Here is a 25,036-nt window from a genome sequence, read left to right as displayed (position 1 = left end):
AATGAAAAAATATATTGCAGCGTTCCTAAGCGCTATATTCCTAACCGCTTGCGGGAATAATAAAACGGAAGAGAATAAAAGTACAGAAGCCAAAAGCATTGGTATTGTCAAATTAAGTGCCGAACAGATTAAAAATGCAGGTTTAGAAAGTGGCAATCCGACGGTAAAAAATGTTAAAGAGATTCTGAAGCTTCAGGGTACCGTTACTGTTCCTCCAAAAAGCGTAATCAGCATCAGCATTCCGTTGGGAGGTTATGTAAAAAGTACAAATTTGATCGCGGGAATGAATGTGCAGAAAGGACAAGTTTTGGCAGTTTTAGAAGATATGCAGTTTATCGAGTTGCAGCAAAATTATCTAATGGCTAAAGAGAAGTTTGAACTCGCACAGAATGAACACAGAAGACAGAAAGAGCTTAATGCCAACAAAGCGGCGAGTGACAAAGTTTTGGAACAGATTACGACCGAAATGAGAACGCAGCGCATTACAATGGCCTCTTTGGAACAGAAATTAAATTTATTAGGAATTAATGCTAAGGCATTAAATGTAAATGGCATAAGTAAAACCATTAAAGTGATTTCGCCTATAAATGGTTTAGTTTCAAAAGTCAATGTTAATATCGGCAAGTATGTAAATCCGACTGATATGCTTTTTGAATTGATTGATAAAAAAGATATCGTTCTGACTTTAAACGCATTCGAAAAAGATGTGACCTCACTTTCGATTGGACAAAATGTTACGGTGTATGCAAATGCTTCTGATGCTAAAAAGTACGGAGCCAAAATCGCTTTTATCAACCAAAGTTTAAACGGCGACCGAGCTGCAGAAATCATTTGTAAAGTAAATAATTACAATCCAGAACTTTTGCCTGGATTGTTTGTGAATGCTGAAGTGGAAATCGAAAATCAAAAAGCACTGACTGTTCCAGAAGATGCAGTTGTACGTTGGGAAGGTAAATTTTATGTGTTTACAGAACTTGGAAATAATCAATTTAAGATGAATGAAGTAAAGTCTGGAGTTAAAAACGAAGGTTACAATCAGATTATTTCAGATGCTATTTCGAGTTCGTCAAAAGTGGTTATAAAAAATGCCTACACTTTATTGATGTCTGCCATGAATAATGATGAACAATAATGTTTAGTTTCTGATTACAATTTAGATTAAACATGAAAACCCAGTAAATTTAGTTTTACTGGGTTTTTTAATTTAAATATGTTTTTCAGTCTTTAATAGCCTCCAGCTTTAGCTGGAGGCTATTAAAAATATATATATTAATTAGTCAAACCTGATGGTTTTAAAACCCGTCAGGTTTAAATGAAATTCAATTATTACTTTAAATAATTTTAGCTATATTTTTGTAAAATAAATAGAATACGATGCTTCAATTGTTTTTATTTATCAAAATAATTTCATTTCCCGCTATAGCAAAAATAGTATGCTCTGATTCCGGTTTCATAATAAATTTTCCAGTAAATTCTCCAAAAGCCGGCAGTATCATTTGATTGGTTTTGTGAAAAAAGCAGCGTAATTTTAAGCTTTGCATTCCTAAGCCCCTTAAGATTATTCCAGGATGGATATGTCCTGAAAAATTAAAGCAATCTTCTTTTTCTGTTGGGTGATGCGTGAAAAGAAAATGATCGATTTCTAAGGAGTCAACGACAAGAATTCCGATTTTATAATAGTGTTTCTGGTCGATGATATCGTGATTTCCTGCAATTAGATACGTTTCTTGGTTATGGTTGGAAATCCATTCTTCAAACAAATTCCACTCTGCATTTTTTGAACTATGAAATAAATCTCCTAAAAAAATGATTTTTTCAGGTTCAAAATATTCCAAAACCTCAGTAATCTTTTTAAAGTTTTCTGAAACAGCATTTTGCGGAATGGCGATTCCGTGTTTTCTGAAATGCATCACTTTGCCTAAATGCACATCAGAAATGATGATCATTTTTTTTGATTCCCAAAAAATAGCTCCGCTCGGATGAAGTATAAAATTTTCGTTTTTGATTTGAATATTCATAAGCTGTTATTTCATGTAAGAAGCAGTCATTTTCTGAATTCTTTCTGCTAGAGTTTCACTCGAAAGTTTTTCTCTCAATCGATCTGTAATAATTGGAAAACTGAAAGGAGTTGGTTTCAAACATTGTTTCCAGACAATTTTTTGATTTGCAATTCGCTCCAGAGCCAAAATCAAACGTCCTTCTTCGAGCTGATGTTCAAAAGTTTCGCGATAGGCTTGGTGCAGCAATAGATTGTCAGGCTCAAAATCTCTGAAAACTTCAAATAATAATTGAGAACCGCTTTGAAGATGTTTCGTCTTAACCATTTTTCCGGGAAAACCAGTAAAAACTAATCCCGAAATTACGGCAATGTCTCTAAATTTTCGTCGAGCCATTTCTGTCGAATTTAGGCTTTTCTGTAAATCATGATGAACATATTCTGTAGAAAATAAATTATTGTCTAAAACCGCTTCAATGTCAATTTCCTGATCCGAAAGCAACTCAAATCCATAGTCATTATAAGCGAGAGAAAAAGTAATAGATTGCAATAAACTGATTCTGAAAGCCAGCAAACTCGCTAAAGCTTCATGCACAAAACGTCCTTCAAATGGATAAAAAATGGCATGAAATCCTTCTCTGGTTTTAAAAGTTTCAATTAAAAATTCATCAGAACTTGGCACGATAGATTCTCTGCGCTGTCTCTGAAATAAAGGCTGCAAGGCTTTTAATTCTGGGGAAAGATTATCGGTATTGGCGCGGTACAATTCTTTTCGAAGCAATTCGCTCATCTGTGAAGATAAAGCTAATCGCCCGCCCATCCAGCTGGCAATTTTAGACTCTTTTTTTGCGCTTGCTTTTTTTACCAAAACCTGCATATTCCTGATTTTGAATAATTCCAGTTTTTTTCCAGCGAAAATAAAAGTATCGCCGGGTTTTAATTTAGAAATAAACCATTCTTCAATGGTGCCGATATAACCTCCGCTCACGTATTTTACATTCATAACGGCATCACCTACAATAGTGCCAATCTGCATTCTGTGATGCATAGCAATCATTCTGCTGTTAATTTTATAACAGCCGTTTTCATCAATTTCTACTTTTTTGAATTCGTCATACGCATGAAGGCTTTGGCTTCCTTGTGTGATGAAATTTAAAATCCAATTCCAGTTTTCAGCTGTAATGGTTTGATAGCTGAATGTTCCTTGAATTTCTTTGAAGATTTCATTTGGATAAAATCCGTCAGAAACGGCAAGAGTATTTAAATATTGCACCAAAACATCCCAGCTGTTTAAATACGGAACTCGGTCTTCTATCACACTGTTTTCAACTGCTTTTTTCAGGGCCGAAGCTTCGATGAGTTCAATGGCGTGAGTGGCTAAAAAGTAAATGACGCTTTCTTTGCCGGGTTGGTGTCCGCTTCGCCCGGCGCGCTGCATGAAACGCGCAACACCTTTTGGACCGCCAACCTGAATAATCGATTCGACAGGAGCAAAGTCAACACCCAAATCCAAACTAGAAGTGCAGACTACAACTTTCAGCTCTTCGTTCCGAATTGCGTTTTCTACCCAAAGTCTGGTTTCTCTGTCAATGCTTCCGTGATGCATTGCCATTTCACCTGCAAATTCAGGATATTTTTCTAACAATCTTTGGTACCAGATTTCGCAAGCCGAACGAACATTGGTAAAAATAAGTGTCGTTTTGCTGGCTTTTATAATTTTTGCCGCTTCATCAATTAAATGCAGTCCCATATGCCCACGCCACGGATAAGCATCCATTTTGTCAGGAATAATGGAGATTACTTTTATTTTCTTATGAATTGCCGCTTTGATTAAAACAGAATTATGGAACGCTTCAGAATCAACTCCAAGCAAAACTTCCTGCGCTTGCTGCAAATTCCCAATTGTGGCAGAAATACCCCAAATTCGAATGTTTTTTGCGATAGTTTTAAGTCTTGATAAACCTAATTCTACCTGTACACCGCGTTTGGTTCCGAGTAATTCGTGCCATTCATCAATGACGATTGAAGTGCAATTTTTAAAAATACTGGCATAACCTTTAGCTGCTAGAAGCAATTGCAAACTTTCGGGCGTTGTAATCAGTAAATCGGGCATTTTATTTTTTTGTTTGGCTCGTTCAGCAGATGTAGTATCTCCAGAACGAATTCCGACTGTCATCGGAATATCCAAATCGGTAAGCACTCTTTCAGCAGCTTGTTTGATTTCAACAGATAGGGAACGGAGCGGGGTAATCCAAATTGCTTTTAATCCAGAATTGTGCTTGGTTCTGTAATTCGGATTTTCTTTGATGTAATTTAAAATAATCGGCAGCCAGAGCGCATAAGTTTTTCCGCTTCCTGTTGGAGCATTCAATAAACCATTTTTCCCTTGCAAAAAAGCAGTCCACGTCTGCGTCTGAAACGGAAAAGGTTTCCATCCTTGGCTTTCAAACCAATTGCTGGCGATCGTAAATAACTGCTCTCTGTTCATTTATAAAATCATGTTTTTTAAATCTTCTATTGAGTTGGCTTCTTCAATTTTTTTGTCGTGCCGCCATCTCAAAATTCGCGGAAAGCGGGTTGCAACTCCGCTTTTATGTCTTTTGGAAAGTGCAATTCCTTCAAAACCAATTTCAAAAACCAATTTTGGCGTAACGCTTCTTACTGGCCCAAATCGTTCCAAAGTATTTTTTTTGATGAAATCGTCTACCATTCTAAATTCAGCGTCAGTTAAACCTGAATAAGCTTTTGCAAAAGTGACAAGTTCACGCTCATTGCTTTCGTTTTCTTGCCAAAGGGCAAAAGTATAATCGGTAAATAAATTAGATCTTCTTCCGTGGCCGCGCATGGCGTAGGTGAGAACAGCATCAATTGTTAAAGGTTCGATTTTCCATTTCCACCAATCTCCTTTTTTTCTTCCAACTAAATACGGAGAGTCTTTTCTTTTCAACATTAAACCTTCGCTTTTCATTTCGCGCGATTTTAATCTTTCATTTGTGACATCTTCCCAAGTCGAAAAATGAATTCTTTCTGAAAGCTGCAACGGAATTTCTTTCCCAATTAAGCCGGTAAACATTTGTTCTAATACTATACGGCGTTCTTCGTAAGAAAGATTTCGAATATCATTTCCCTGCCATTCCAATAAATCATAAGCTTTAATGATAACAGGCGTATTTTTTAAAACGGATGCCGAGACGTTTTTGCGGCCAATTCTGGTTTGCAGATCATTAAATGTTCCAATTTGATTGTTTGCAAAAGGAAGAATTTCGCCATCAATAACAGTTCCGTCTGGTATATTTCCAATGAATGATTGAAATTCGGGATATTTATCGGTCACTAATTCTTCGCCACGGCTCCAAACATAAATTTCGTTGTCACGAATAATCGTCTGCGACCGTATTCCGTCCCATTTATGTTCGGCGCTCCAGTCTTCAGGATTTCCCAGATTCTCAAGTTCGCCTTCAATCGGATAAGCTAAATAAAACGGATAAGGCTTGGATAAATAGTCACTGCTTTTTTCATCCAAAATTAATTCTTGAAACGTAACCGTATTCGGATTCCAGTCTCCCATTAATTTGTAGGCGAGTGTATCTTCGTCAATATTTTCTGCTTTTGAAAGTGCCCGAGTCATTAGTTTCTGACTTAAGCCAATTCTGAAGCTTCCGGTTATTAATTTGGTGAAAACGAATCTTTCGTAATAATTCAAATTCAGCCAATTGGTTTGCAGATATTCCTTTTTTTCTAAATCAGTTTTCTTTTTTAAAGCAATGATTTCCTGTAAAAATTCGGTCAAGCTTTTGTCAGAATGTTCTTTTGTTGTCGGAATAACGAGTGCGATTGTCTCAGCCAAATCTCCCACAATATGATAGCTTTCTTCAAATAGCCAAAGCGGAATATTGGCCAATTCATTTGCCCACAAGCGCAATAAAGTTGTATTGACTGGCCGTGGCGGACGACGATGCGAAAGTATGGCAATTGTCCAGACTTTATCTTCGTCGCTTGCTTTTAGAAAATAGTTGGTCAGCGCATCAACTTTTACCGATGTTTTATTAGAACTGTCTAGGGTTTTTATAAGCTCGGCAAAGTTTTTCATTTTTTTAAATTATTGGTTTACGGTTGATAGTTGGCAGCTTAGTTTTTAATTCAGAGTTTGCAATTCACATTTCATCATTATTTGCGTCATTCGTTTCACCTTCGTATTGCGTGTGCGCTGTTCTCGCGTCATAGCCTAACTCTCTAAGGTATTTGGAAAAAATATCTGAATATCCATGCGTGCAGATTACTTTTTCGGCTCCTGTGGCTTTTATGCTTTCTAATAAACCTGTCCAATCGCAATGATCGCTTAGAACAAAGCCACGGTCAACGGCACGTCTGCGTCTTGCTCCGCGAAAGGCCATCCAGCCGCTTGCTGTTCCAGTTACAAAAGGAGTCATTTTTCTGATCCAAGTGCTTCCGTGAGCGCTCGGCGGAGCAATTACAATATTGCCCAATAAATCTTCTTTTTTAGTTTCAGGTGTTATTCGTATTGTAGGCGGAAGATCAATCATGGGACGGACAATATTGGTCATATTTTCTATTGCGCCATGCGTGTAGATCTTTCCGATATTTGGGTCCAGATTTTTTAATAATCGCTGTGCTTTTCCTAAGGAATAGCCAAATAGAACAGAAGTTTTTCCTTCTGCACGATTTTCTGCCCACCAATTATTGATTTCGGTCATGACATCGGTTTGAGGTTCCCATTTAAAAGCAGGGAGTCCAAAGGTGCATTCGGTTATAAAAGAATGGCATTTTACGACTTCATACGGAACAGAAATGCCGTCATCTTCGATTTTATAATCTCCTGTAAAAACCCAGATTTCGCCTTTGTACTCGACCCTTATTTGCGCAGAACCAATAATATGGCCCGCAGGATGAAAAGAAAATTGCACTCCGTTTATGGTAAAGGTTTCGTTCCAGTTTTTGCCAGAAACATTAATTTCTCCCAAGCGATGTCTGATAATCGGAATGTTAGAATAATGTGTGATATAATTTTGATGTCCCCAACGCGCGTGATCTGAATGTCCGTGTGTAATAATGGCATTTTTTACGGGACGCCATGGATCCAGATATACATCAGCCCGCTGACAGTAAATTCCTTTATCGTTAAATTGAAGTAATGGCGGATTCATTTTTTAATTAGATCATTAGAAAATTTGACAATCAGAAAATTATTTTATGCGCTTGCTGCAATAATAAGATAGGCTATAAGCGATATGCTCAACACAAACAGCATCATAGTAATAAAGGTAAGCATTGCTGTCGAATACTGGTACTTTCCTTTCTTTAATAATTTGATTGTGTGGCTGTAACGCAAATAAGACAATAAAATAGTCATAGCACCGGCTATCAACAAACCGATGCCCAAATAAATTGTGAAATTGCTATCTGGCGGAACAGTTTCGGCTAAATATTTTGCAGGAAGCTGTTTTAAAAACAATGAAAATTTTACTGCTACAAATCCGAAAACCATTATTCCAATTCCTGTGCGAAGCCATGCTAATAAAGTTCTTTCATTAGACAAGTATTCATTCATAATTTCCTGATCATTTTTTGGCGACATAGTGGAGGAGTAATTTTTTAGTGTTCAAAATTTCTATATGGAGGGCAGTTATATTTATCATCTTCGTTGTCTAAATTATAACTGTTGTAAAGATTAGAATCGTCGTAAGTAGGAAAGGGCGTATTGTCCTCAGCCAGATTTAGTCCGCTTTCTATGATTTCATATGCATCCTCAGAACTATCGCAATATTTCCTATAATTAGTATCTTCATTTTGTCCTGAAGTAAATTCGTCATCCATTGCCTCATTTTCGTGAGCAGTATCTATGTGGTCTGGTTTACTGCATTTAAAATCATCTAATTCTGCAGTTTTTCTGTTGTCGGCATCTTTTTTCATGGCTGCTATTTTAAATTAGTAAATGTTTATCTAATGATTTTATACAAATTTGAAAATTAACCACTTAAAAGATTTATAAGATTCGAAGTTATTTTTACATGATTTATTTATTTTTAGAAAGCAACCTGCTTCTTATTTTGTAAAAATCAATTATAATTCTGTAAACCAATTGTTTGTGCGTTTTGCAACTTTGTACATATTAATTATTTAAAAAATTATAACATCATGGAAACTTCAAGAAAAGATTCGAAATCTGGAATGAAAGATTCTGGAAAAACTCAAAAATCAACTTCTGGTTCTAGAGGAAAAAGCACTGCTACAAAATCAACAGATTCTAAAGGTAGAGCTGGCCATTAATTTTTTAGTCTGATAAATGGCTAAATAATAAAAGCGTGCTGTTTATTTATAGACAGCACGCTTTTAAATTTTATATGGATTGAAATTTATTTTAAAACTTCTTGAATTGTTTTTACAAATGTTTCTACAGGCTGCGCACCCGAAACAGCATATTTTCGATCAAATACAAAGAAAGGAACACCCTGGACGCCAATCTCGCCAGCTTCTTTAATATCTGACTGCACTTCTTTTAGGAATAAGGTGTCACTTTCCAGAACTTCTCTGATTTCATTTTCTTCCAAACCAGCCTCAATTCCTAATTTTATCAGAGTTGGGCCGTTGTTTAAATCTTTTCCGTCAGTAAAATAAGCTTTAAAGAAAATTTCTTCCATGCGATCGCCAATATTTTTTGTCTTAGCCAATTGAATAATTCTATGCGCATTTAAAGAATTCGATATTACCGCTTTATCAAAATGATAATCTAAACCGACGCTTTTAGCGCGTTCTGCAACACCTTTGTGCATTTCTTTAGATTGCTCAATCGAGATTCCTTTTCTCTCCGCTAAGAACGTATATACGTCTGTATCCGGCTGTGAAGTGATTGTAGGATCAAGCTGAAAGCTTTTCCATTCGATTTCAAATTCATCATTAGGAAATACTGCAAGGGCAGTTTCCAACTGTCTTTTTCCGATATAACAAAACGGACACATGATGTCCGACCAAATTTCTATTTTCATTTTGCAAAGATACGGAAAATTGTTGTTTCACATTTTAAGTTTCAAGTTGATATGCTTTTTTACCGCAAAGCGCGATAAGGTTATGCAAGGGACACAAAGTTTTCTTTTTCTAAGATTTTCTTTAAAAATATAAGTCCACCAGCTTTGTGCTCTTTGCATTCCAAAAGAATCCTAAAAAAAAATCTTAGCGAACTTTGCGTAATCTTAGCGTACTCTGCGTTATAAATTATACGCATAGTATATCAACTTGAAACTTGAAACTTGAAACAAAACCAACAAAGAGAGTTTAAATAAAAAACCGCAACTCTTTATGGGAATTGCGGTTTCTAGGTATAAAAAATGGTTGGTTAATAGCGATATCTTTTTTTTACAATGATAGACTTTTATATTGAAACTAAAAAATATCCCTGTAACAGAAAGAAACTTTAATGTTAACTATTTAACATTACTGGCATTACAAGCATAGTAACCGTTTCTCCCTCTTCTAAACCATCTACTGGCGTTAAAATACCAGCTCTATTTGGTAATGACATTTCAAGCATAATCATATCAGATTGCAGGTTAGTCAGCATCTCTGTTAAGAAACGTGAGTTGAAACCAATTTGCAAATCATCACCTTGATAATCGCAAGTCAATCTTTCTTCTGCTTTGTTTGAGTAGTCAATATCTTCTGCAGAAACATTTAATTCTGCTCCAGCAATTTTTAAACGAATTTGGTGTGTAGTTTTGTTAGAGAAAATCGCAACACGTTTAACAGAACTTAAGAATAAAGAACGGTCAATCATCAATTTGTTTGGATTTTCTTTTGGAATTACCGCTTCGTAGTTAGGGTATTTTCCATCAATCAAACGACACATTAAAATATAGTTGTCAAATGAGAAAGTCGCATTTGAATCGTTATATTCGATTTTCACTTCAGCATCAGAAGTTCCTAAAATGCTTTTTAAAATGTTCAAAGGTTTTTTAGGCATAATAAAATCGGCAACCTGAGATGCTTTTACATCTGTACGTGCATATTTTACCAATTTATGAGCATCTGTAGCTACGAAAATTAATCCTTCTGGCGAAAACTGGAAGAAAACTCCAGACATTACTGGACGTAAATCATCGTTTCCTGCTGCGAAGATCGTTTTGCTTACTGCAGTTGCCAAAACCTCTGCAGGAACAAGTGTTACTGATGGATCTTCAAGACTTACTGCTTTAGGAAATTCTTCTCCGGCTGCATAAGCCAATGCATATTTACCTGAGTTTGAACTAATCTCTACTGTGTTATTATCTTCTACAGTAAAAGTCAACGGCTGCTCAGGAAAAGTCTTTAAAATTTCAAGCAAAAGCTTTGCCGGAACAGCTACACTTCCTTTACTTGTAGAATCGATCGATAATGTAGCCGACATTGTCGTTTCAAGATCTGAAGCCGAAACGGTCAACTCATTGTTGTTTAGTTCAAATAAAAAGTTGTCCAAAATAGGCAACGTATTATTACTATTGATTACACTACCTAAAACTTGTAATTGTTTTAATAAGTATGAACTCGATACTATAAATTTCATCTTTTTTATTTTATTTTTTGATGGATGCTTTAGCAAATAAAGGGCTAAATATACGGATTACAAATATATCTTAAACTATCGAAAGTATTACATTTTTTTATTAACATCTATTTGCTGTATTTTCTTTTTCTTACAAAAGTAAATGCAAGTCCAAAAACTGTTAAAATTAGAATTGGAACTCCGATAGTTATGAATTGTGTAAGACTGTAGCTTTCATATACTTTTTCTTTGTCTAATAAAGGCAGCTCCACATCTTTGCTTCTAATGTTAATAAGTCCTGTATCATCAAGAAGATAATTGATGCAATTCATGATGAAGTCTTTATTGTCGTATAAATTTCCAGTTCTTTGGTCGTAGCCCAATTCAACAGGCATCATGTTTTTGTCCAATTGGTTTCTGGCAATATCTCCGTCGGCAATAACAATCATTTTGTTTGGTTTTCCTTTTGCTGTAAACGAATTGTCTTTGAAAGGCAAAACTCGGTTTTCAAAAGCAGAATGGAAAGGACCTTCTAGTAAAACAGCAAGATTCTGGTTTCCTTTATTCAAATAATCTTGCGGAGTCGATTTCTCGGTAACCATATTCAGATTTATTTCTGCTGGTGTTCCTACAGTCTTAGAATACTGTGAAGATTGCAATAAAACCGTTTTCTTGATTCCGTTTTTCAAAGTGTCAATTGGGTTCGCAAAATCAAATTTAATTCCGCCTAGATTTTTTACAATAGGATGCTGGCTTTTCGGATAAACCTGCGGAGCAAATTTCCAGATAAAATCTTGATATTGCGTTGCACTTCCTTGTTCGCCAGTTGCCAATTTTATAGGGCTTCCGTATTCGTCTTTTATCAAATCAGGATTAATTCTGAATCCATATTTGAAAAACATATCATTAAGATTTAAATCTCTCGGATACGCTAAAGTGGCACCTGCATCATTGTATAAACTGTCCATATCGGCAGCAACCTGATCTATTAGCCAAATGGTTTTTCCGCCGTTCATAATAAACTGATCCAGAACTTCTTTTTCTTCATCAGAGAATTTTTCTGTTGGTTTGGAAATAATGGCTAAATCATATTTTTTCAATGCATTTAAGGTCCCATTTGGATCTTTTGCAACAGAATCTAAAGTAAAAGGCCCGATAAAATAGCTTTCGCGAATCTGCATCAGCATTTTAGCAATGTGAATTTCGTTCAATTCGCCATTTCCTTTTATGATGGCAACTTTTTTCTGTTTGTTTTTAGTCACTTTATTAACAGCGTCAGCGATAGAATATTCTAAATGCTGAATAGAACCTATTACTTTCTGCGTAGTTGAAGAACCCATTATATTTTTTAATAATGGAATATTGACTTCTTTGTTGTTGTAAACCGCGACTGCCCAAGGAAAAACCATTGCTTGTGATTGTTTTCCTTTATCGTCAACCGTTATGTTTACAGGGGTTAATCCCTTTTGGAAAAGTGATTTTGTAAGTTCTTCGCTTTCATCTTCGTTTTCTAACGGATCGACAAATTCGAAAACAATATTGCTGTTATAAGCTTGAAATTCTTCCAGCAATTGTTTGGTTTCCTGCTGTAAACGTCTAAAATCGGCAGGAAGATCGCCGGCCATATAAATCTTTATGGAAAGCGGATTTTGAACTTGTTTTATAATGCCTAACGAAGTTGGCGATAGCGTATAGCGCTTGTCTTTTGTTAAATCAAAACGATGAAAAAATAGCGTTCCGAGTACATTTAAAACCACTAAAATGAAAATAGTAATGCCTAATGTTTTTAAATTTTGCTTGGTAGATGGTTTCATTAGGCTTTATAAGATTTTAATTGGTAAACAGTAAAAGACAAAAAAGCAATTGCAATGCTCAAAAAGTAGATTATGTCACGAGTATCGATAACACCGCGGCTCATGCTCTTAAAGTGATTCTGCATTCCTAAAACTGAAATAAAATTGTTTGAGCCTGGAATTAGAGAACTTAAACCTTCAAAACCAAAATAAAAGAAAAAGCATAAAAAAACCGCAAGAATAAAAGCCACAATCTGATTTTCTGAAAGAGTAGAAGTAAAGATTCCGATTGCTGAATACGAGGCAATTAAAAACAATAATCCAAAGTAAGAACCAATAGTGCTTCCCATATCAATATTGCCTTCTGGCGAACCTAAATCTGAAATTACTTTTACATAAATTAAGGTTGGAATAATAGCCAAAATAATCAACAGGAATGAACCAAAGAATTTTCCATTTACGATTTCCCAGATGGATAGCGGTTTTGTTAAAAGCAATTCTAAAGTTCCTTGTTTTTTTTCGTCAGAGAAACTTCTCATGGTTACGGCTGGAATTAAGAAAATTAGAATCCAAGGTGCCAATGTGAAAAACGGAGTTAAATCGGCATAACCAGTATTTAGAATGTTATAATCTCCTTCGAATACCCATAAAAATAGTCCGTTGCTAATTAAGAAAATTGCAATGACAAGGTAGCCAATTGGAGAGCCAAAAAAAGATTTTATTTCTCGTAAAATGATTGATTTCATGTATAACGTTTAATTATTTTTTTGTTTCATGTTTCACGTTTCAAGTTGCTTTACTTTGTGTCTATATTTTTAATCGCTAAGTTCGCAAAGTTTTTTCGCAACGCTTTGCGTTTAAATCGTTCCAGTTTTCAGTCTCAGTAATAACTTGAAACTTTAAACATGAAACTAATTTAAACTAAATAGTTTATCCACACTCCAAGCTTCTGGTTTAGCGTTGAATAGTTTTTTTGTAAAATCCCAAACCGTATTAAAGAGTTCAGATTTTCGGTAATTTTCTAGATCTTCTTCAGTTTCCCAATAACTATATGTGAAAAAGATGCATTTATCATTTTTGTCCTGATACAATTCTAAAAAACGATTTCCCTCCGCATTTCGTATTCTATCTTTCACCGATTCAAAATTTTCCAGAAAAGCAGGAATTTTTTCTTCGTGAAAACTCATTTTTACTATTCGAACAAACATGTTATTATTTTAGATTTCTGATTTTAGATTTTAGATTGTAAATCTGCTTACAGGTGCGCAAAAATACCAAATTTGATTGTTGTTTTAAATAAAAATTAAAATATTATAAATGTCGATTTTTAAATTCTGTTTTCATAATATTTTCAAGCTTAGCTCACGGTTTAAACCGCGGGAATACAATGCGTATTACACATGCCGTAAATGATGTTGAGCAATAATGCGTCTGTGTTTTTAATTGTCACAAATATTGAGCGAAAACATAGCCCGTGGTTTCAACCACGGGAACGCAATGCGTGTATGGTCAACCACATACAACGCGCGCTATTCCACAATGTGTCCCCGTGGTTGAAACCACGGGCTATATTTATAATGAAAAAAATAAATCTGCTCAATCAGCAAAATCTGCGAGCAAAAAAATAAATTAATTTAGGAGAATTTAATCGTAATCACATCACGATAATTCAATCCCAACAAACTATTTGCAGAACCCACTTTAGAAGGATTGCTTCTAAAAATTGCGATTTCTAAGAATCCAGCCTCATTAAAAATCGCCAGTTTCTCGCCCTCATAAGTTTTAATCGGATATTTGTCTGAAGTAGCAATAGCCGAATAATTTGGCAGAATTGTTTTTATGCTTTTTGGATTCATCACAATTTCGTACGGACGTCCGCGTGAAATTTCTAAGAATTGTTTTTTAGAAATATTCGTTACTACGTTTCCAAAATGATCGATGTAAATGATATTGCCTTTTATAGAATTTCCGTCATCGGCTACGAGAGCTTGCAATTCGGTAGCTTCTTTAATAGACGAAATTTCTTTTCCGATAACATTAAGCAAACCGCCTTTTGACAAATGAGAAGCAACCTGAATAAAAATATCCAAATCTGTAGCTTCAATCGGGAAACGATCGTGAATGTTAATGGCCACAATTTTTTGCGGAACAATTTTTTGCGTCAGCATACTTAAGATTCCATTATCGGCACAAATAAAGTAATGGTCGTTCCATTGCATGGCAATATGCTGATTCTCTTTATTGCGTTCAATATCTACACCAATCAGGTGCACGGTTCCTTTTGGAAAGCTCAAATAAGCTGCCCCAATAATATAACTTGCCTCGGCAGTATTAAAGGGATCAATGTCATGAGAAATGTCAATGATTTGAACCTCTGGATTTTCAGAAAGTATTTTACCCTTCAGCGACCCCACAAAGTGATCTTTTAAGCCGTAGTCTGTAGTAAGGGTAATTATTGACATATTTTTGTTTATAACTATTGATAGTATTTGAATCTAATTTTCATTAAATTTGAGAAATGCAAAGCTAATAATAGTAAACACAAATTGAAAGAAAGAAAAGACAAATTGTGTTTTTTAAAGTATTTGCCTGTTACAATATTCAGAAACACTGATTTAAGTTTTAAGAAAGAAGCTAAAAAGTGCAACAAGGTATTGTGGCTTAAGAAAGACCCGACAACCACTAAATATTAAAAGGAATTATTTTAATTTAAAACTACTTCATTTGAACGAAAGAATAATCGAGCTAGTAGACATTGCGCCAAAAGAATTTTGGGGCGCACAGGACAGCCATTTAGAAATCATTAAAAAGTATTACCCAAAGCTTAAAATCGTAGCGCGAGGGACAACTTTAAAGGCATTTGGCGAAAAAGAAGTTTTAGACGAATTCGAAAAAAGATTTCAAAGATTAATGCTTCACTTTACACGTTACAACAATATTGATGACAATGTAATAGAGCGTGTAATAATGAGTGATGGTCAGGATGAAAAGAGAGCTTACGATCATGACAAAATCTTAGTTCATGGTGTTGGCGGTAAGATTGTTAAGGCAATGACTCCAAATCAGCAGTTGCTGGTCGATACGGTTAAAAAAAACGATATGGTTTTTGCAGTAGGTCCTGCCGGAACAGGAAAAACCTATACAGGAGTTGCAATGGCTGTAAAAATGCTGAAGGATAAAGAAGTAAAAAGAATCATCCTGACGCGTCCTGCTGTTGAAGCTGGAGAGAACCTAGGTTTCTTGCCAGGTGATATGAAAGAAAAGCTGGACCCTTATATGCAGCCGCTTTACGATGCATTGCGTGATATGATTCCGAATGAAAAACTCGAAGATTATATCTTGAAAGGAATTATTCAGATTGCCCCTTTAGCCTTCATGCGCGGACGAACTCTTGACAATGCTTTTGTAATTCTCGACGAGGCTCAGAATACCACACACTCGCAAATGAAAATGTTTTTGACCCGTATGGGAAAAAATGCCAAATTCATGATTACTGGCGATCCAGGGCAGGTCGATTTGCCGCGAAGAACCATTTCAGGCCTTAAAGAAGCGCTTTTGGTTCTAAAAGATATTGAAGGCATCGGAATTATTTATCTGGATGATAAAGATATCGTTCGCCACAGATTAGTTAAAAAGGTAATCGATGCTTACAAGCAAATAGAAAACCACGATTAATTATAAATTTTTAGTGAAATGTTAAATGTAAATCGTGAATTGTGTTTTAACATTTATTAATATTCGTTTTGTATGTTTTTATATAAAAGATACAAAACGAATATTTTTTTTGCCATTATATAATTTAAGAATCAATGATGCTAAGAATTTTAGGTCTTTTAATTTTTATTTCTTTTTTTTCATGTAAAAAAAAAGAAATACCAGTAAATAAATTTGTTGGAATTTGGTATGATACAGAATACATTGTGCCAAGTAAAAATGTATTAAAAATAAATAAAGACAGCACTTTTTCTTATAATGGAGCTGGTTGCGATTGGAGAGTAATATCCAAAGGAAAATGGAGGCAAGCGGGAGATTCTATTGAGTTAAATAGTACCAGTAGTGATACGTGTTATAGAATGTTTCCGTATGCGAGATGTATAAAATTTGGAGAAAATAGAAGAAAAGATACGTTGACTATTCCAAATTGTATGCCAAGCCAAACTACTGATTTTTTAATTTTTTCGAAAGAAAGATTTTATATTAAAAAAGATTCATTAGTTTATAAATTTAAAGCCAGCTCTAATTGTCCAGGTTACGATACATTAAAATTAGTGTACGCTCATACCAAAAAAATAAGAAGAAATTATTAAAATGAACCAACTAGACGATTTTTACCTAAATCAAGAAGAACCTATAAAAGAAGTATTTCTGGCATTAAAAGAAATCATTCTAAAGCAAGATCATGACATTACAAATACCTTAAAGTACGGAATGCCGTTCTTTTCTTATAAAGGAAAAATGTTCTGCTATTTATGGATTCATAAAAAACTAAAACAGCCTTATATCGGAATTGTAGAAGGAAAACATTTTGATGAAGCTTTTTTGATTCAAGAAAATCGTTCGAGAATGAAAATTATGATGTTTGATATTAATGAAGATTTGCCTTTGGAACGTATTAAAGCGATAATTCAAAAGGCTATAAATTTATATAAAACGGGAATTGTTAAGATTTAAATTGTTTATATAGCAATATTTAACCGAATAGTTAAATAAATAATAAACTTACCTCAATTTTGGCTTTCAAAGCTTCTAATCTTTGTCTAAACGAGCTTAAAACCGTAAATTTGCATACCATCGAATTTGACAATTAATATGACAAAACTTAAAAATATAAAAGCGGTAGTAAGTGATCTTGACGGAACTTTACTAAACCCGCAACACAGAATTTCAGAATATACCAAGTCAGTTTTTCAAGAACTTCATAATCAAGGCTATTTGATTGTTGTAGCTACAGGGCGTCATCATCTTGACGCATTGTCCATTATAGACACGCTTGCAGTGCCGGTTTATCTTGTAAGTTCCAACGGAGGAAGAATCCATTCGCCTAATAAAGAAGAACTTTTTGCTTTCAATTTAGACAGCGATGTGGTTAAAGCGGCATTAAATATAGAAATCGATCCAGATGTTACGGTTGTATTATTCAAGGAAAATGTTTGGCAGACCAATAAATGGAACGAAAGATTAAACTCTTTTCAAGCCGAGTTAAAATACCGTCCGGAATTGGTGGACTATAAAACAATTGAAGATTTTAAAGCAATCAAGATTTTCTTTTCTTGTGACAATCATGAAAAATTGGTAAAAGTTAGAGATGCTGTTTTGGCCAATTCTTCAGAACACCTGCATCATGCTTTCAGCTTGCCAACTTGCTTAGAATTTATGGATAAATCTGTAGATAAAGCAGTTGCAATTGCAAAAGTGTTAGAAAAAGAAGGTTTTACTTTGGATGAAGCAGTTTCTTTTGGGGACGGTTTCAATGATTTGCAAATGCTTTCTTCAACCGGAAGAGGATTAATCATGGGTAATGCTCCATCAATTTTTAAAGAAGCTTTGCCTAATTTAGAAGTCATTAAAACAAATGCCGAAGATGGTGTCGCAAAATATATTGCATCTAAAATTTTAGATAAAGAATTTGCAACAACTTAATTAAGAGTATTTTATATTTAGTTTATTGCTGAATAGTAAATAATAGTTATTTTTATAAGAGCTAATTCACAGAGAGTTAGCTCTTATTTTTTAACCTTAATTACACAACCATGAAAAAATTTCTACTTCAAGCTGAACGAAACTTGATTTCGGGGGCATTGGTTTTATTACCGCTTTTAGTTTTTTTTATTTTGTTGGGAAAAGTCTGGAAGTTCTTTCAGAATTATGGAGAAAAATTTGCGCACTTTCTGCGTTTGGATTTGATATTAGGAAAATACGCGACCGATATTGTAGGCGGAATGATTTTGGTGGTTTTAATTTATTTAAGCGGTTTTTTGATGCGTTTATCTATTTTAAAAAGATTTACCAATTGGGTAGACGAGAAGCTGATGATCTTTTTGCCGGGGTATGAAAAAAATAAGAAGGAAGCTGAAGAAAAACTTTTAAAAAGAAATCATACGCCAAAACCAGTTACAGATTTGCCCGTTTTATTTAAAAATGGACATTTTTGGCAGCCCGCACATTTAATTGAAGAAGGAGAGGACGGAAAAGCTGTAATCTTTGTGCCAAATGCGCCAGCACATAATGAAGGACAAATTTTAATCGTACAGTCTGAAGATTATAAAAAGCTGAACGATACCACATTGGCAAGTTTAGACGATTCGATAAAATCTTTTGGCAAAGGAATTTTAAGCTTTAAATAATTCGCTAAAATTGAAGTGATATTTTCTTTGTTTGCTCTGTCAAATAGTTTTAAATTTGCATTCATTAAAAACAACACAACCAAAAGGATAATGAGTAATACAATCACAACTACAAATTTTAATTTCCCGAACCAAAAATCAGTTTACCGCGGAAAAGTTAGAGAAGTTTACAATATTAACGACCAACTTTTAGTAATGGTAGCTACCGATAGACTTTCGGCTTTTGATGTAGTTTTGCCAAAAGGAATTCCATACAAAGGACAAATCTTAAACCAGATTGCAACAAAATTTATGGAATTGACGCAAGATATCGTTCCAAACTGGCTGATTGCTACTCCAGATCCAAATGTGGCTGTTGGGCATTTATGCGAGCCTTTTAAAGTAGAAATGGTTATTCGTGGCTATTTATCTGGCCACGCCGCTCGTGAGTATGCTGCAGGAAGAAAACAAATTTGCGGTGTTGCAATGGCGGAGGGTTTAAAGGAAAACGATAAATTTCCGGAACCAATTATTACGCCAACTACAAAAGCAGATAACGGTTCTCATGACGAAGATATTTCTCGCGAAGATATTCTGGCTAAAGGAATTGTTTCTGAAGAAGATTATTTGGTTTTAGAAAAATATACCAGAGCTTTATTTCAAAGAGGAACTGAAATTGCTGCAAAACGCGGATTGATTTTAGTGGATACTAAATATGAGTTTGGAAAAACAAAAGAGGGTGTTATTGTTCTAATTGACGAAATTCATACGCCAGATTCTTCTCGCTACTTCTATGCTGACGGATATGCAGAAAGACAAGAAAAAGGAGAGGAGCAAAAACAATTGTCAAAAGAGTTTGTTCGCCGCTGGCTGATCGAAAACGGTTTTCAAGGTAAAGAAGGACAGCAGATTCCAAATATGACAGATGAATATATTGAGTCAGTTTCGGAAAGATATATCGAATTGTACGAAAATATTTTAGGAGAAAAATTTGTTAAAGCTGATATTGACAATATTGATCAACGTATTGAAAAAAACGTATTAAATTACCTTTCTTCAAAATAATAATTTAGGGTTTAAACTAATTATTTAAACTTTGAAAATAAAATTAAAAATACCCTGCTGTAAAACCTACTAGCAGGGCATTTTGTTTTGGAACAGAGTTTTAAGAAAAAAAACTCAGGCTAAAAAAGTATTGATTTAATGATTCAAAAAGCGCAATTCAGTTTTTCTGATTGCGTTTTTTTTATTGTGTTTTAAAAAAAATATCATTTTTTTCATTTTTGATGCAACGTTTTATGGGTAATGAGCGTCTAACAAGTAATCATCACAATCATTAATCATTAAACAATCAATCAATCAATCATGAAAAAAACAGTAATCGTTTTCGGAACGGCTTTGGCCGTATTTGTAAATTTTGCGGCAGCTTCTAGTCCGAAGCTAGAAAGTAAAAAACAACTTGAAATTCTTTTTGATTTCGCATCGCCTTTGCACGCGGCTGTATGCAATGGAGATATTGAAACTGTCAAGAAAAGCATTGAGTATGGCGCAGACGTAAATAAAATTGTGCGAAATATGACGCCTTTAATGCTGGCAGCACGTTTTAATAATGTCGAAATTGTAAAAATTTTATTGGCAAATGGGGCTAAGCCTTCGATAGAAAACGCTCATGGACTTACAGCATTGGATTATGCGCGATATGCAAAATCTACAGAGTCCGCAGAGATTTTAAAAGGACTGAGATAAAACTTTCTAAAGCAAAAGAGAAAAGCATCATTTTTTAGAAGAATGATGCTTTTTTTATTTTAAAGAACAGTTTTATTTCTGCTCTATTATAGTTTTTAAATTTTCTAGGCCTTTCTGTAAATCATTTCCAATCATTTGATCCATTTTTAGCATTGGAAGCATAATGTTTGTTGGATAAGGAATTACACCGCTAATTCCCCATTTTACTTTTGTCTGATTGCCAGAAACAGGTTCTGTAGACATAAATCCGGCTGCGGTATCTTCCATCGGTTTTTTAAAACGGAGCGCAAAATCCAAACGTCTGTTTTCTGTTATTTTGGTAATTTCCTGCTCGCCAACGCCAACTTCTTTTACATCGCTTTCCCAAGAAGAAACAGAACCTACCATGCCATCAACTCCTCTATATTGAACTTTCATTTTCGGGTCCATGTTGGCCCACACGCTAAATTCATTTTGATTTTTTAAGGACTTAACATATTTAAAAATGCTATCAGCAGGTTTGTTGATGGTTATTTCTCTTTCTACCGAATATTCTTTAGGCATAAAATAAGCCGCAATTAAAACAATTGAAATAAATAAAATTAAAATGACGAGAATTCTTTTAATAAAAATCATGACTGTTTGTTTTTATGGTTATTACTTTTTTGGTTAATCTTTTTTCTGAAAAGCTTGTAATTACTGGACTTGAATAGTAATAGACTATTCTTTTGATTTATAATGGTATAGTAAATTTAGAAAAATAAATCATGTGTTTGTAAGTCGTGATTTTTTAAAGGATAAAAAAAAAATAAGATTTATTGTAACATTTTCTGTTTTCTGTAGTCTATTATAGTAAAATCAATAATTTGGTAACGTTAGGGAGCTTTGATTATCGTTTTATTAAGTAACTGTTAAGAATTGGTTAAAACATGGTACTTTGTTATACATAATACAATAAAATAATTTACCTTTACATCATCAAATTAAAATCATCATCAATCATTTAATAAACATCAATCATTATGAAAAAATCAGTTATTTATTTAGGACTAGCCTTAGTAACATTTGGAAATGTAGCAATGGCTTCAAACACAATTTCAACTACAAAAAATCCAGTTGAGTACACAGGTTATGCAGCAAACCCTTTGAATGTTGCAATTAGTAAAGGAGATCTTGAAACTGTTAAGAAATTTATCGAGTACGGTGCAGATGTAAACCAAATGTCTGAAGATCTTACACCTTTGATGATCGCAGCGCGCTACAATAAATGTGAAATCATTAAAGTTTTATTGGCAAATGGAGCAAAACCAAATACCAAAAATGACAGAGGATATACTGCATTAAAATATGCAGAACTTTCAAATGCTTCAGAAGCTGCTTCGCTTTTGAAAGATTTGAAATAACAGTTTAAAAGTTTTGAGTTAGTAAAATGGCCTTTCTGAGCAAAAGGCCATTTTTTTTTGCTTTTAATTTTCTTCTTTAAAGCAAAAAAGCATCATTACGAGAATGATGCTTCTTCTTTTTAAATCCCAACAAATTGATTTAAAACTAAATATTTTTAGTGCTATTCTATTGGCACGTGTTTTTTTCTGTTGAATATCCAGAACAAGATTGGAAACACTAATAATGTCAGAACCGTCGCTGTCATAAGCCCTCCAATAATAACAATCGCAAGCGGTTTTTGAGATTCTGATCCGATTCCTGTAGATATTGCAGCAGGCATTAACCCGATCGAAGCCATCAGCGCTGTCATAACCACGGCTCTTGTTCTAGCTTTTACTCCTCTAAAAATGGATTCTTCCAGCGAGTGCTTCGCCTTTAAATTATGATGGAACTCAGAAATCAGAATAACTCCATTTTGAATACAGATTCCGAGAAGGGCTATAAAACCAACTCCGGCAGAAATTCCGAAATTCATTCCCGTCACGTGTAGGGCAATAATTCCACCAATAATAGCAAAAGGAACATTAGCCAAAACAAGAAGAGAATCTTTGAAATTTCCAAATAGAATGAATAGCAATACAAATATTCCAATTAAACTGATAGGCACAACTTGAGCAAGACGCGCACTCGCACGAACCTGATTTTCAAATTCTCCAGTCCATCCTGTGGTATAGCCAGCAGGAAGTTTCAGCTGATTCACTTTTTGTTGTGCTTCGGCAATGGTGCTTCCTAAATCGCGATCACGAACAGAGAATTTTACGCCAATAAAACGTTTGGTATTATCTCTGTAAATAAATGCCGGACCGGTTATGGTTTTAATGTCACAGATTTCTTTCAAAGGAATTTTGATTCCGCTGATGGTTGGAACTTTAATTTCCTCCAAATCTTTTTCATCTTTTCGGTATTCTTTAGAAAAACGAACGCGAACATCAAATTTCTTTTCATCTTCGTACTTTTCAGTTGCTGTTTTTCCTCCGAAAGCCAATTCTAAAACGGCCTGAGCATCGCTTAAAGTTACTCCGTAAGCAGCCATTTTTTCACGATCCAAGATGACGCTGATTTCAGGCTGTCCAACATTTCGTAAAATCCCAACGTCTTTTATACCTGGAATATTTTTAATTTGAGCTAAAACTTCATTTGCCAGCTGATCTAATTTATTCAAATCATCTCCATAAATTTTTACAGCATTTGAAGCTTTAAATCCAGCCACCGATTCTGCAACGTTATCAATTACCGGCTGCGAATAATTATACGTAATTCCTTGATGAACTTTCAGTTTGTCATCCATTTCATTAATCAGGTCATCCATCGAAATTTTACGTTTCCATTCTTTTTTTGGAAGTAAGTCAACTTGAAGCTGGATAAACCCAAAACCGTTTGGGTCGGTTCCGTCATTGCTTCGTCCAGTTTGAGATAAAACCTGCTTGACCTCAGGAAAAGTTTCCAAATCTTTTCTAATCATTGCTGCCGTTTTAACACTTTCAGGAAGCGAAGTGCTCATAGGCAATTCTGCTGTAACCCATAAGGCGCCTTCGTTTAACTGAGGCAAAAATTCTGTCCCTAAGAAACCTGCAGAAAAGAAAACCGCGGCCAATAATCCTATTGATGCAATTAAAGTTTGCACTTTATGCTTGAATGTCCATTTGAATCCTTTGCTTACAATTCTATCCCAGAAGCTTACAAACGGATTGTGCTTCTCTTTTACATTTTTGTTTAATAAAATATGCGAAAGAACCGGAACTAGAGTCAAAGTAAAAATAAGCGCTCCTAATAAGGCAAAACCTAAGGTAAAGGCTAGGGGAGAGAACATTTTTCCTTCTACTTTTTGGAAAGAGAAAATTGGAAGCAAGGCGGTGATAATGATAAGTTTTGAAAAGAAAATAGCTTTACCCATTTCTGTTCCCGTTTTCTTGATCAGGCTTCCTTTGGCAATTTTATTAAATTTCTCCATGCCCAATTGATGCGCTCGATGATCTAAAACCACAAACAAACCTTCAACCATTACCACGGCTCCATCAATTATAATTCCGAAATCGACCGCGCCTAAACTTAATAAGTTGGCACTCATTCCCATCATTTTAAGGCATAAAAAGGCAAATAATAAAGAAAGAGGAATAACAATTGAAACGGTAAAAGTAGTTCTCCAGTCAGCCATAAAAAGAAATACGACACAGGTAACCAGAATTATACCTTCAAATAAATTGTGCATTACCGTTTCGGTCGTAAAATTCATCAAATTATCACGATCGTAAAATGTCTCAATTTTAATGTCTTTTGGAAGCACATTATCGTTAAGGTCTTTAATTTTGGCTTTGATTAAAGCCAGCGTTTCCTGAGGATTTTCACCTTTACGCATTACGACGATTCCTTCAACTGCATCATCATTTTTTCCAATACCCGTTTGGCCAACTCTTGGCATTGAACTTTCGTAAACATCAGCTAAGTTTTTAACTAATATTGGATTTCCTGCGGCATCATCAACAATAATATTTCCAATATCATCTTTTGACTTTAATAAACCGACACCGCGAACAACAAATGCCTGTCCGTTTTTCTCAATAACATCACCGCCAACATTTAGGTTTCCAGAATTTACAGCATTATAAACTTGAAGCGGAGTAATATTGTATTTTGCCAATTTGATCGGATCAACACCAACTTCATAAGTTTTAGTCTGACCTCCAAAAACATTTAAATCGGCAACACCTGGAAGAGAACGAAGCTGTTTATCGATAACCCAATTTTGGTAAGTCAATAACTCCCTGCTGTCTCTGCTGTCACTCTTTACAATGTATCTGAAAATTTCGCCTGTTGGCCCATAAGGTGGCTGTACATCAGGTTCTACTTCATCTGGGAGCGAAACATTTTTCAGAAGATTATTTACCTGAAAACGGGCAAAAGTATCGTCTACGCCGTCATCAAAGATGATTTTTATAACCGATAAACCAAACATCGTTATGCTTCGAACGCTTGTTTTTTTCTGTACAGAGTTCATTGCAATCTCAATAGGAGAGGTAACGAATCGCTCTACTTCTTCGGCACTTTTTCCGTTCCATTGCGTAATGATGATGATCTGCGTATTGGTAACATCTGGAAACGCGTCAATTGGCATATTTTTGAACGAAATAAATCCTGCAACAGCCAACAATCCCACCCAGAAAAAGGTAAACGCTTTATTCTTAAGGGAAAAAGCAATAATGTTTCTTATGAATTTGTTCATTTT

Annotated in this window: 24 protein-coding genes; 10 read left to right on the top strand and 14 right to left on the bottom strand. The window is 34.7% G+C overall.

Going from position 1 to position 25,036, the window contains the following annotated elements; translation table 11 throughout:
• Position 1: 1 nt before the first annotated feature.
• On the top strand, positions 2 to 1,132 hold the full coding sequence (locus tag N4T20_RS16530; RefSeq protein WP_260670220.1) for an efflux RND transporter periplasmic adaptor subunit: 1,131 nt from the start codon (positions 2 to 4) through the stop codon (positions 1,130 to 1,132).
• Between the two features lie 247 nt (positions 1,133 to 1,379).
• On the opposite strand, the gene pdeM is transcribed toward N4T20_RS16530, so the two are convergent.
• The 6 genes from pdeM to N4T20_RS16500 form a co-directional block, all read right to left on the bottom strand.
• Positions 1,380 to 2,018, bottom strand: coding sequence for a ligase-associated DNA damage response endonuclease PdeM (gene pdeM / locus N4T20_RS16525; protein WP_260670219.1), 639 nt, complete (start codon positions 2,016 to 2,018; stop codon positions 1,380 to 1,382).
• A 6-nt stretch (positions 2,019 to 2,024) separates the two neighbouring features.
• On the bottom strand, positions 2,025 to 4,484 hold the full coding sequence (locus N4T20_RS16520; RefSeq protein WP_260670218.1) for a ligase-associated DNA damage response DEXH box helicase: 2,460 nt from the start codon (positions 4,482 to 4,484) through the stop codon (positions 2,025 to 2,027).
• The gene (locus N4T20_RS16515; protein ID WP_260670217.1) at positions 4,485 to 6,086 is read right to left on the bottom strand and encodes an ATP-dependent DNA ligase; all 1,602 of its coding nucleotides are present in this window, start codon (positions 6,084 to 6,086) and stop codon (positions 4,485 to 4,487) included. It lies immediately after the preceding gene.
• 64 nt (positions 6,087 to 6,150) lie between these two features.
• Positions 6,151 to 7,161 (bottom strand): ligase-associated DNA damage response exonuclease, encoded by a 1,011-nt coding sequence (locus N4T20_RS16510; protein WP_260670216.1) that lies wholly within the window; start codon positions 7,159 to 7,161, stop codon positions 6,151 to 6,153.
• 44 nt (positions 7,162 to 7,205) lie between these two features.
• Complete coding sequence (locus N4T20_RS16505) at positions 7,206 to 7,592, bottom strand: YidH family protein (protein WP_260670215.1); 387 nt, start codon at positions 7,590 to 7,592, stop codon at positions 7,206 to 7,208.
• A gap of 17 nt (positions 7,593 to 7,609) precedes the next feature.
• The gene (locus tag N4T20_RS16500) at positions 7,610 to 7,927 is read right to left on the bottom strand and encodes a hypothetical protein (protein WP_260670214.1); all 318 of its coding nucleotides are present in this window, start codon (positions 7,925 to 7,927) and stop codon (positions 7,610 to 7,612) included.
• Between the two features lie 225 nt (positions 7,928 to 8,152).
• On the opposite strand from N4T20_RS16500, the gene N4T20_RS16495 reads away from it, so the two are divergent.
• Positions 8,153 to 8,284: a hypothetical protein gene (locus tag N4T20_RS16495; RefSeq protein ID WP_260670213.1), complete on the top strand. Its 132-nt coding sequence runs from the start codon at positions 8,153 to 8,155 to the stop codon at positions 8,282 to 8,284.
• Between the two features lie 86 nt (positions 8,285 to 8,370).
• Here N4T20_RS16495 and N4T20_RS16490 read toward each other — a convergent pair whose 3' ends face one another.
• The 6 genes from N4T20_RS16490 to N4T20_RS16465 all read right to left on the bottom strand — a co-directional run bounded on the left by N4T20_RS16490 (position 8,371) and on the right by N4T20_RS16465 (position 14,784).
• Positions 8,371 to 9,000 (bottom strand): DsbA family protein, encoded by a 630-nt coding sequence (locus N4T20_RS16490; protein ID WP_260670212.1) that lies wholly within the window; start codon positions 8,998 to 9,000, stop codon positions 8,371 to 8,373.
• A 431-nt stretch (positions 9,001 to 9,431) separates the two neighbouring features.
• Positions 9,432 to 10,550, bottom strand: coding sequence for a DNA polymerase III subunit beta (gene dnaN / locus N4T20_RS16485; RefSeq protein WP_008469033.1), 1,119 nt, complete (start codon positions 10,548 to 10,550; stop codon positions 9,432 to 9,434).
• A gap of 107 nt (positions 10,551 to 10,657) precedes the next feature.
• A complete protein-coding gene (gene gldG / locus N4T20_RS16480; RefSeq protein WP_260670211.1) occupies positions 10,658 to 12,343 on the bottom strand; it encodes a gliding motility-associated ABC transporter substrate-binding protein GldG in 1,686 nt (561 codons plus the stop codon).
• Positions 12,343 to 13,068 carry a gliding motility-associated ABC transporter permease subunit GldF gene (gene gldF / locus N4T20_RS16475; protein ID WP_260670210.1) on the bottom strand — a complete coding sequence of 242 codons (726 nt, stop codon included), beginning with the start codon at positions 13,066 to 13,068 and terminating at the stop codon, positions 12,343 to 12,345. Before gldF ends, gldG begins: the two co-directional genes overlap by 1 nt.
• Before the next feature lie 165 nt (positions 13,069 to 13,233).
• Positions 13,234 to 13,530 (bottom strand): putative quinol monooxygenase, encoded by a 297-nt coding sequence (locus N4T20_RS16470; protein WP_260670209.1) that lies wholly within the window; start codon positions 13,528 to 13,530, stop codon positions 13,234 to 13,236.
• A 426-nt stretch (positions 13,531 to 13,956) separates the two neighbouring features.
• The gene (locus tag N4T20_RS16465) at positions 13,957 to 14,784 is read right to left on the bottom strand and encodes an S-adenosyl-l-methionine hydroxide adenosyltransferase family protein (RefSeq protein WP_260670208.1); all 828 of its coding nucleotides are present in this window, start codon (positions 14,782 to 14,784) and stop codon (positions 13,957 to 13,959) included.
• Positions 14,785 to 15,046: 262 nt separating this feature from the next.
• On the opposite strand from N4T20_RS16465, the gene N4T20_RS16460 reads away from it, so the two are divergent.
• The 7 genes from N4T20_RS16460 to N4T20_RS16430 all read left to right on the top strand — a co-directional run bounded on the left by N4T20_RS16460 (position 15,047) and on the right by N4T20_RS16430 (position 20,391).
• Positions 15,047 to 15,997 carry a PhoH family protein gene (locus N4T20_RS16460; protein WP_008469028.1) on the top strand — a complete coding sequence of 317 codons (951 nt, stop codon included), beginning with the start codon at positions 15,047 to 15,049 and terminating at the stop codon, positions 15,995 to 15,997.
• Positions 15,998 to 16,131: 134 nt separating this feature from the next.
• Positions 16,132 to 16,629 carry a hypothetical protein gene (locus N4T20_RS16455; protein WP_260670207.1) on the top strand — a complete coding sequence of 166 codons (498 nt, stop codon included), beginning with the start codon at positions 16,132 to 16,134 and terminating at the stop codon, positions 16,627 to 16,629.
• 1 nt (position 16,630) lies between these two features.
• Entirely contained in the window at positions 16,631 to 16,993 is a 363-nt protein-coding gene (locus tag N4T20_RS16450) for a DUF1801 domain-containing protein (protein ID WP_260670206.1), read from the top strand.
• 138 nt (positions 16,994 to 17,131) lie between these two features.
• Positions 17,132 to 17,962 carry a Cof-type HAD-IIB family hydrolase gene (locus tag N4T20_RS16445; RefSeq protein ID WP_260670205.1) on the top strand — a complete coding sequence of 277 codons (831 nt, stop codon included), beginning with the start codon at positions 17,132 to 17,134 and terminating at the stop codon, positions 17,960 to 17,962.
• Positions 17,963 to 18,072: 110 nt separating this feature from the next.
• Positions 18,073 to 18,666 carry a hypothetical protein gene (locus N4T20_RS16440; RefSeq protein WP_260670204.1) on the top strand — a complete coding sequence of 198 codons (594 nt, stop codon included), beginning with the start codon at positions 18,073 to 18,075 and terminating at the stop codon, positions 18,664 to 18,666.
• A gap of 90 nt (positions 18,667 to 18,756) precedes the next feature.
• Positions 18,757 to 19,710 carry a phosphoribosylaminoimidazolesuccinocarboxamide synthase gene (locus N4T20_RS16435; RefSeq protein WP_260670203.1) on the top strand — a complete coding sequence of 318 codons (954 nt, stop codon included), beginning with the start codon at positions 18,757 to 18,759 and terminating at the stop codon, positions 19,708 to 19,710.
• 300 nt (positions 19,711 to 20,010) lie between these two features.
• The gene (locus N4T20_RS16430) at positions 20,011 to 20,391 is read left to right on the top strand and encodes an ankyrin repeat domain-containing protein (RefSeq protein ID WP_260670202.1); all 381 of its coding nucleotides are present in this window, start codon (positions 20,011 to 20,013) and stop codon (positions 20,389 to 20,391) included.
• A gap of 72 nt (positions 20,392 to 20,463) precedes the next feature.
• Here N4T20_RS16430 and N4T20_RS16425 read toward each other — a convergent pair whose 3' ends face one another.
• Positions 20,464 to 21,006 (bottom strand): SRPBCC family protein, encoded by a 543-nt coding sequence (locus N4T20_RS16425; protein WP_260670201.1) that lies wholly within the window; start codon positions 21,004 to 21,006, stop codon positions 20,464 to 20,466.
• 386 nt (positions 21,007 to 21,392) lie between these two features.
• Between N4T20_RS16425 and N4T20_RS16420 the strand changes: the two genes are divergently transcribed.
• On the top strand, positions 21,393 to 21,773 hold the full coding sequence (locus tag N4T20_RS16420; protein WP_260670200.1) for an ankyrin repeat domain-containing protein: 381 nt from the start codon (positions 21,393 to 21,395) through the stop codon (positions 21,771 to 21,773).
• Between the two features lie 161 nt (positions 21,774 to 21,934).
• Here N4T20_RS16420 and N4T20_RS16415 read toward each other — a convergent pair whose 3' ends face one another.
• Positions 21,935 to 25,033: an efflux RND transporter permease subunit gene (locus tag N4T20_RS16415; protein WP_260670199.1), complete on the bottom strand. Its 3,099-nt coding sequence runs from the start codon at positions 25,031 to 25,033 to the stop codon at positions 21,935 to 21,937.
• Positions 25,034 to 25,036 lie beyond the last annotated feature (3 nt).

The sequence above is a fragment of the Flavobacterium sp. TR2 genome (assembly GCF_025252405.1).
Classification (GTDB): domain Bacteria; phylum Bacteroidota; class Bacteroidia; order Flavobacteriales; family Flavobacteriaceae; genus Flavobacterium.
Note: the sequence above shows the minus strand (reverse complement) of the source record. Positions and strands in the feature narration are given on the sequence as shown.

Coding starts and splice junctions, on each gene's coding strand:
- N4T20_RS16430 (WP_260670202.1), top strand. CDS start 20,011: ATGAAAAAAACAGTAATCGTTTTCGGAACGGCTTTGGCCGTATTTGTA.
- N4T20_RS16495 (WP_260670213.1), top strand. CDS start 8,153: ATGGAAACTTCAAGAAAAGATTCGAAATCTGGAATGAAAGATTCTGGA.
- N4T20_RS16530 (WP_260670220.1), top strand. CDS start 2: ATGAAAAAATATATTGCAGCGTTCCTAAGCGCTATATTCCTAACCGCT.
- N4T20_RS16465 (WP_260670208.1), bottom strand. CDS start 14,784: ATGTCAATAATTACCCTTACTACAGACTACGGCTTAAAAGATCACTTT.
- N4T20_RS16450 (WP_260670206.1), top strand. CDS start 16,631: ATGAACCAACTAGACGATTTTTACCTAAATCAAGAAGAACCTATAAAA.
- gldF (WP_260670210.1), bottom strand. CDS start 13,068: ATGAAATCAATCATTTTACGAGAAATAAAATCTTTTTTTGGCTCTCCA.
- N4T20_RS16435 (WP_260670203.1), top strand. CDS start 18,757: ATGAGTAATACAATCACAACTACAAATTTTAATTTCCCGAACCAAAAA.
- pdeM (WP_260670219.1), bottom strand. CDS start 2,018: ATGAATATTCAAATCAAAAACGAAAATTTTATACTTCATCCGAGCGGA.
- N4T20_RS16515 (WP_260670217.1), bottom strand. CDS start 6,086: ATGAAAAACTTTGCCGAGCTTATAAAAACCCTAGACAGTTCTAATAAA.
- N4T20_RS16445 (WP_260670205.1), top strand. CDS start 17,132: ATGACAAAACTTAAAAATATAAAAGCGGTAGTAAGTGATCTTGACGGA.
- N4T20_RS16505 (WP_260670215.1), bottom strand. CDS start 7,592: ATGTCGCCAAAAAATGATCAGGAAATTATGAATGAATACTTGTCTAAT.
- N4T20_RS16470 (WP_260670209.1), bottom strand. CDS start 13,530: ATGTTTGTTCGAATAGTAAAAATGAGTTTTCACGAAGAAAAAATTCCT.
- gldG (WP_260670211.1), bottom strand. CDS start 12,343: ATGAAACCATCTACCAAGCAAAATTTAAAAACATTAGGCATTACTATT.
- N4T20_RS16420 (WP_260670200.1), top strand. CDS start 21,393: ATGAAAAAATCAGTTATTTATTTAGGACTAGCCTTAGTAACATTTGGA.
- N4T20_RS16440 (WP_260670204.1), top strand. CDS start 18,073: ATGAAAAAATTTCTACTTCAAGCTGAACGAAACTTGATTTCGGGGGCA.
- N4T20_RS16455 (WP_260670207.1), top strand. CDS start 16,132: ATGATGCTAAGAATTTTAGGTCTTTTAATTTTTATTTCTTTTTTTTCA.
- N4T20_RS16500 (WP_260670214.1), bottom strand. CDS start 7,927: ATGAAAAAAGATGCCGACAACAGAAAAACTGCAGAATTAGATGATTTT.
- N4T20_RS16520 (WP_260670218.1), bottom strand. CDS start 4,484: ATGAACAGAGAGCAGTTATTTACGATCGCCAGCAATTGGTTTGAAAGC.
- N4T20_RS16490 (WP_260670212.1), bottom strand. CDS start 9,000: ATGAAAATAGAAATTTGGTCGGACATCATGTGTCCGTTTTGTTATATC.
- dnaN (WP_008469033.1), bottom strand. CDS start 10,550: ATGAAATTTATAGTATCGAGTTCATACTTATTAAAACAATTACAAGTT.
- N4T20_RS16510 (WP_260670216.1), bottom strand. CDS start 7,161: ATGAATCCGCCATTACTTCAATTTAACGATAAAGGAATTTACTGTCAG.
- N4T20_RS16415 (WP_260670199.1), bottom strand. CDS start 25,033: ATGAACAAATTCATAAGAAACATTATTGCTTTTTCCCTTAAGAATAAA.
- N4T20_RS16425 (WP_260670201.1), bottom strand. CDS start 21,006: ATGATTTTTATTAAAAGAATTCTCGTCATTTTAATTTTATTTATTTCA.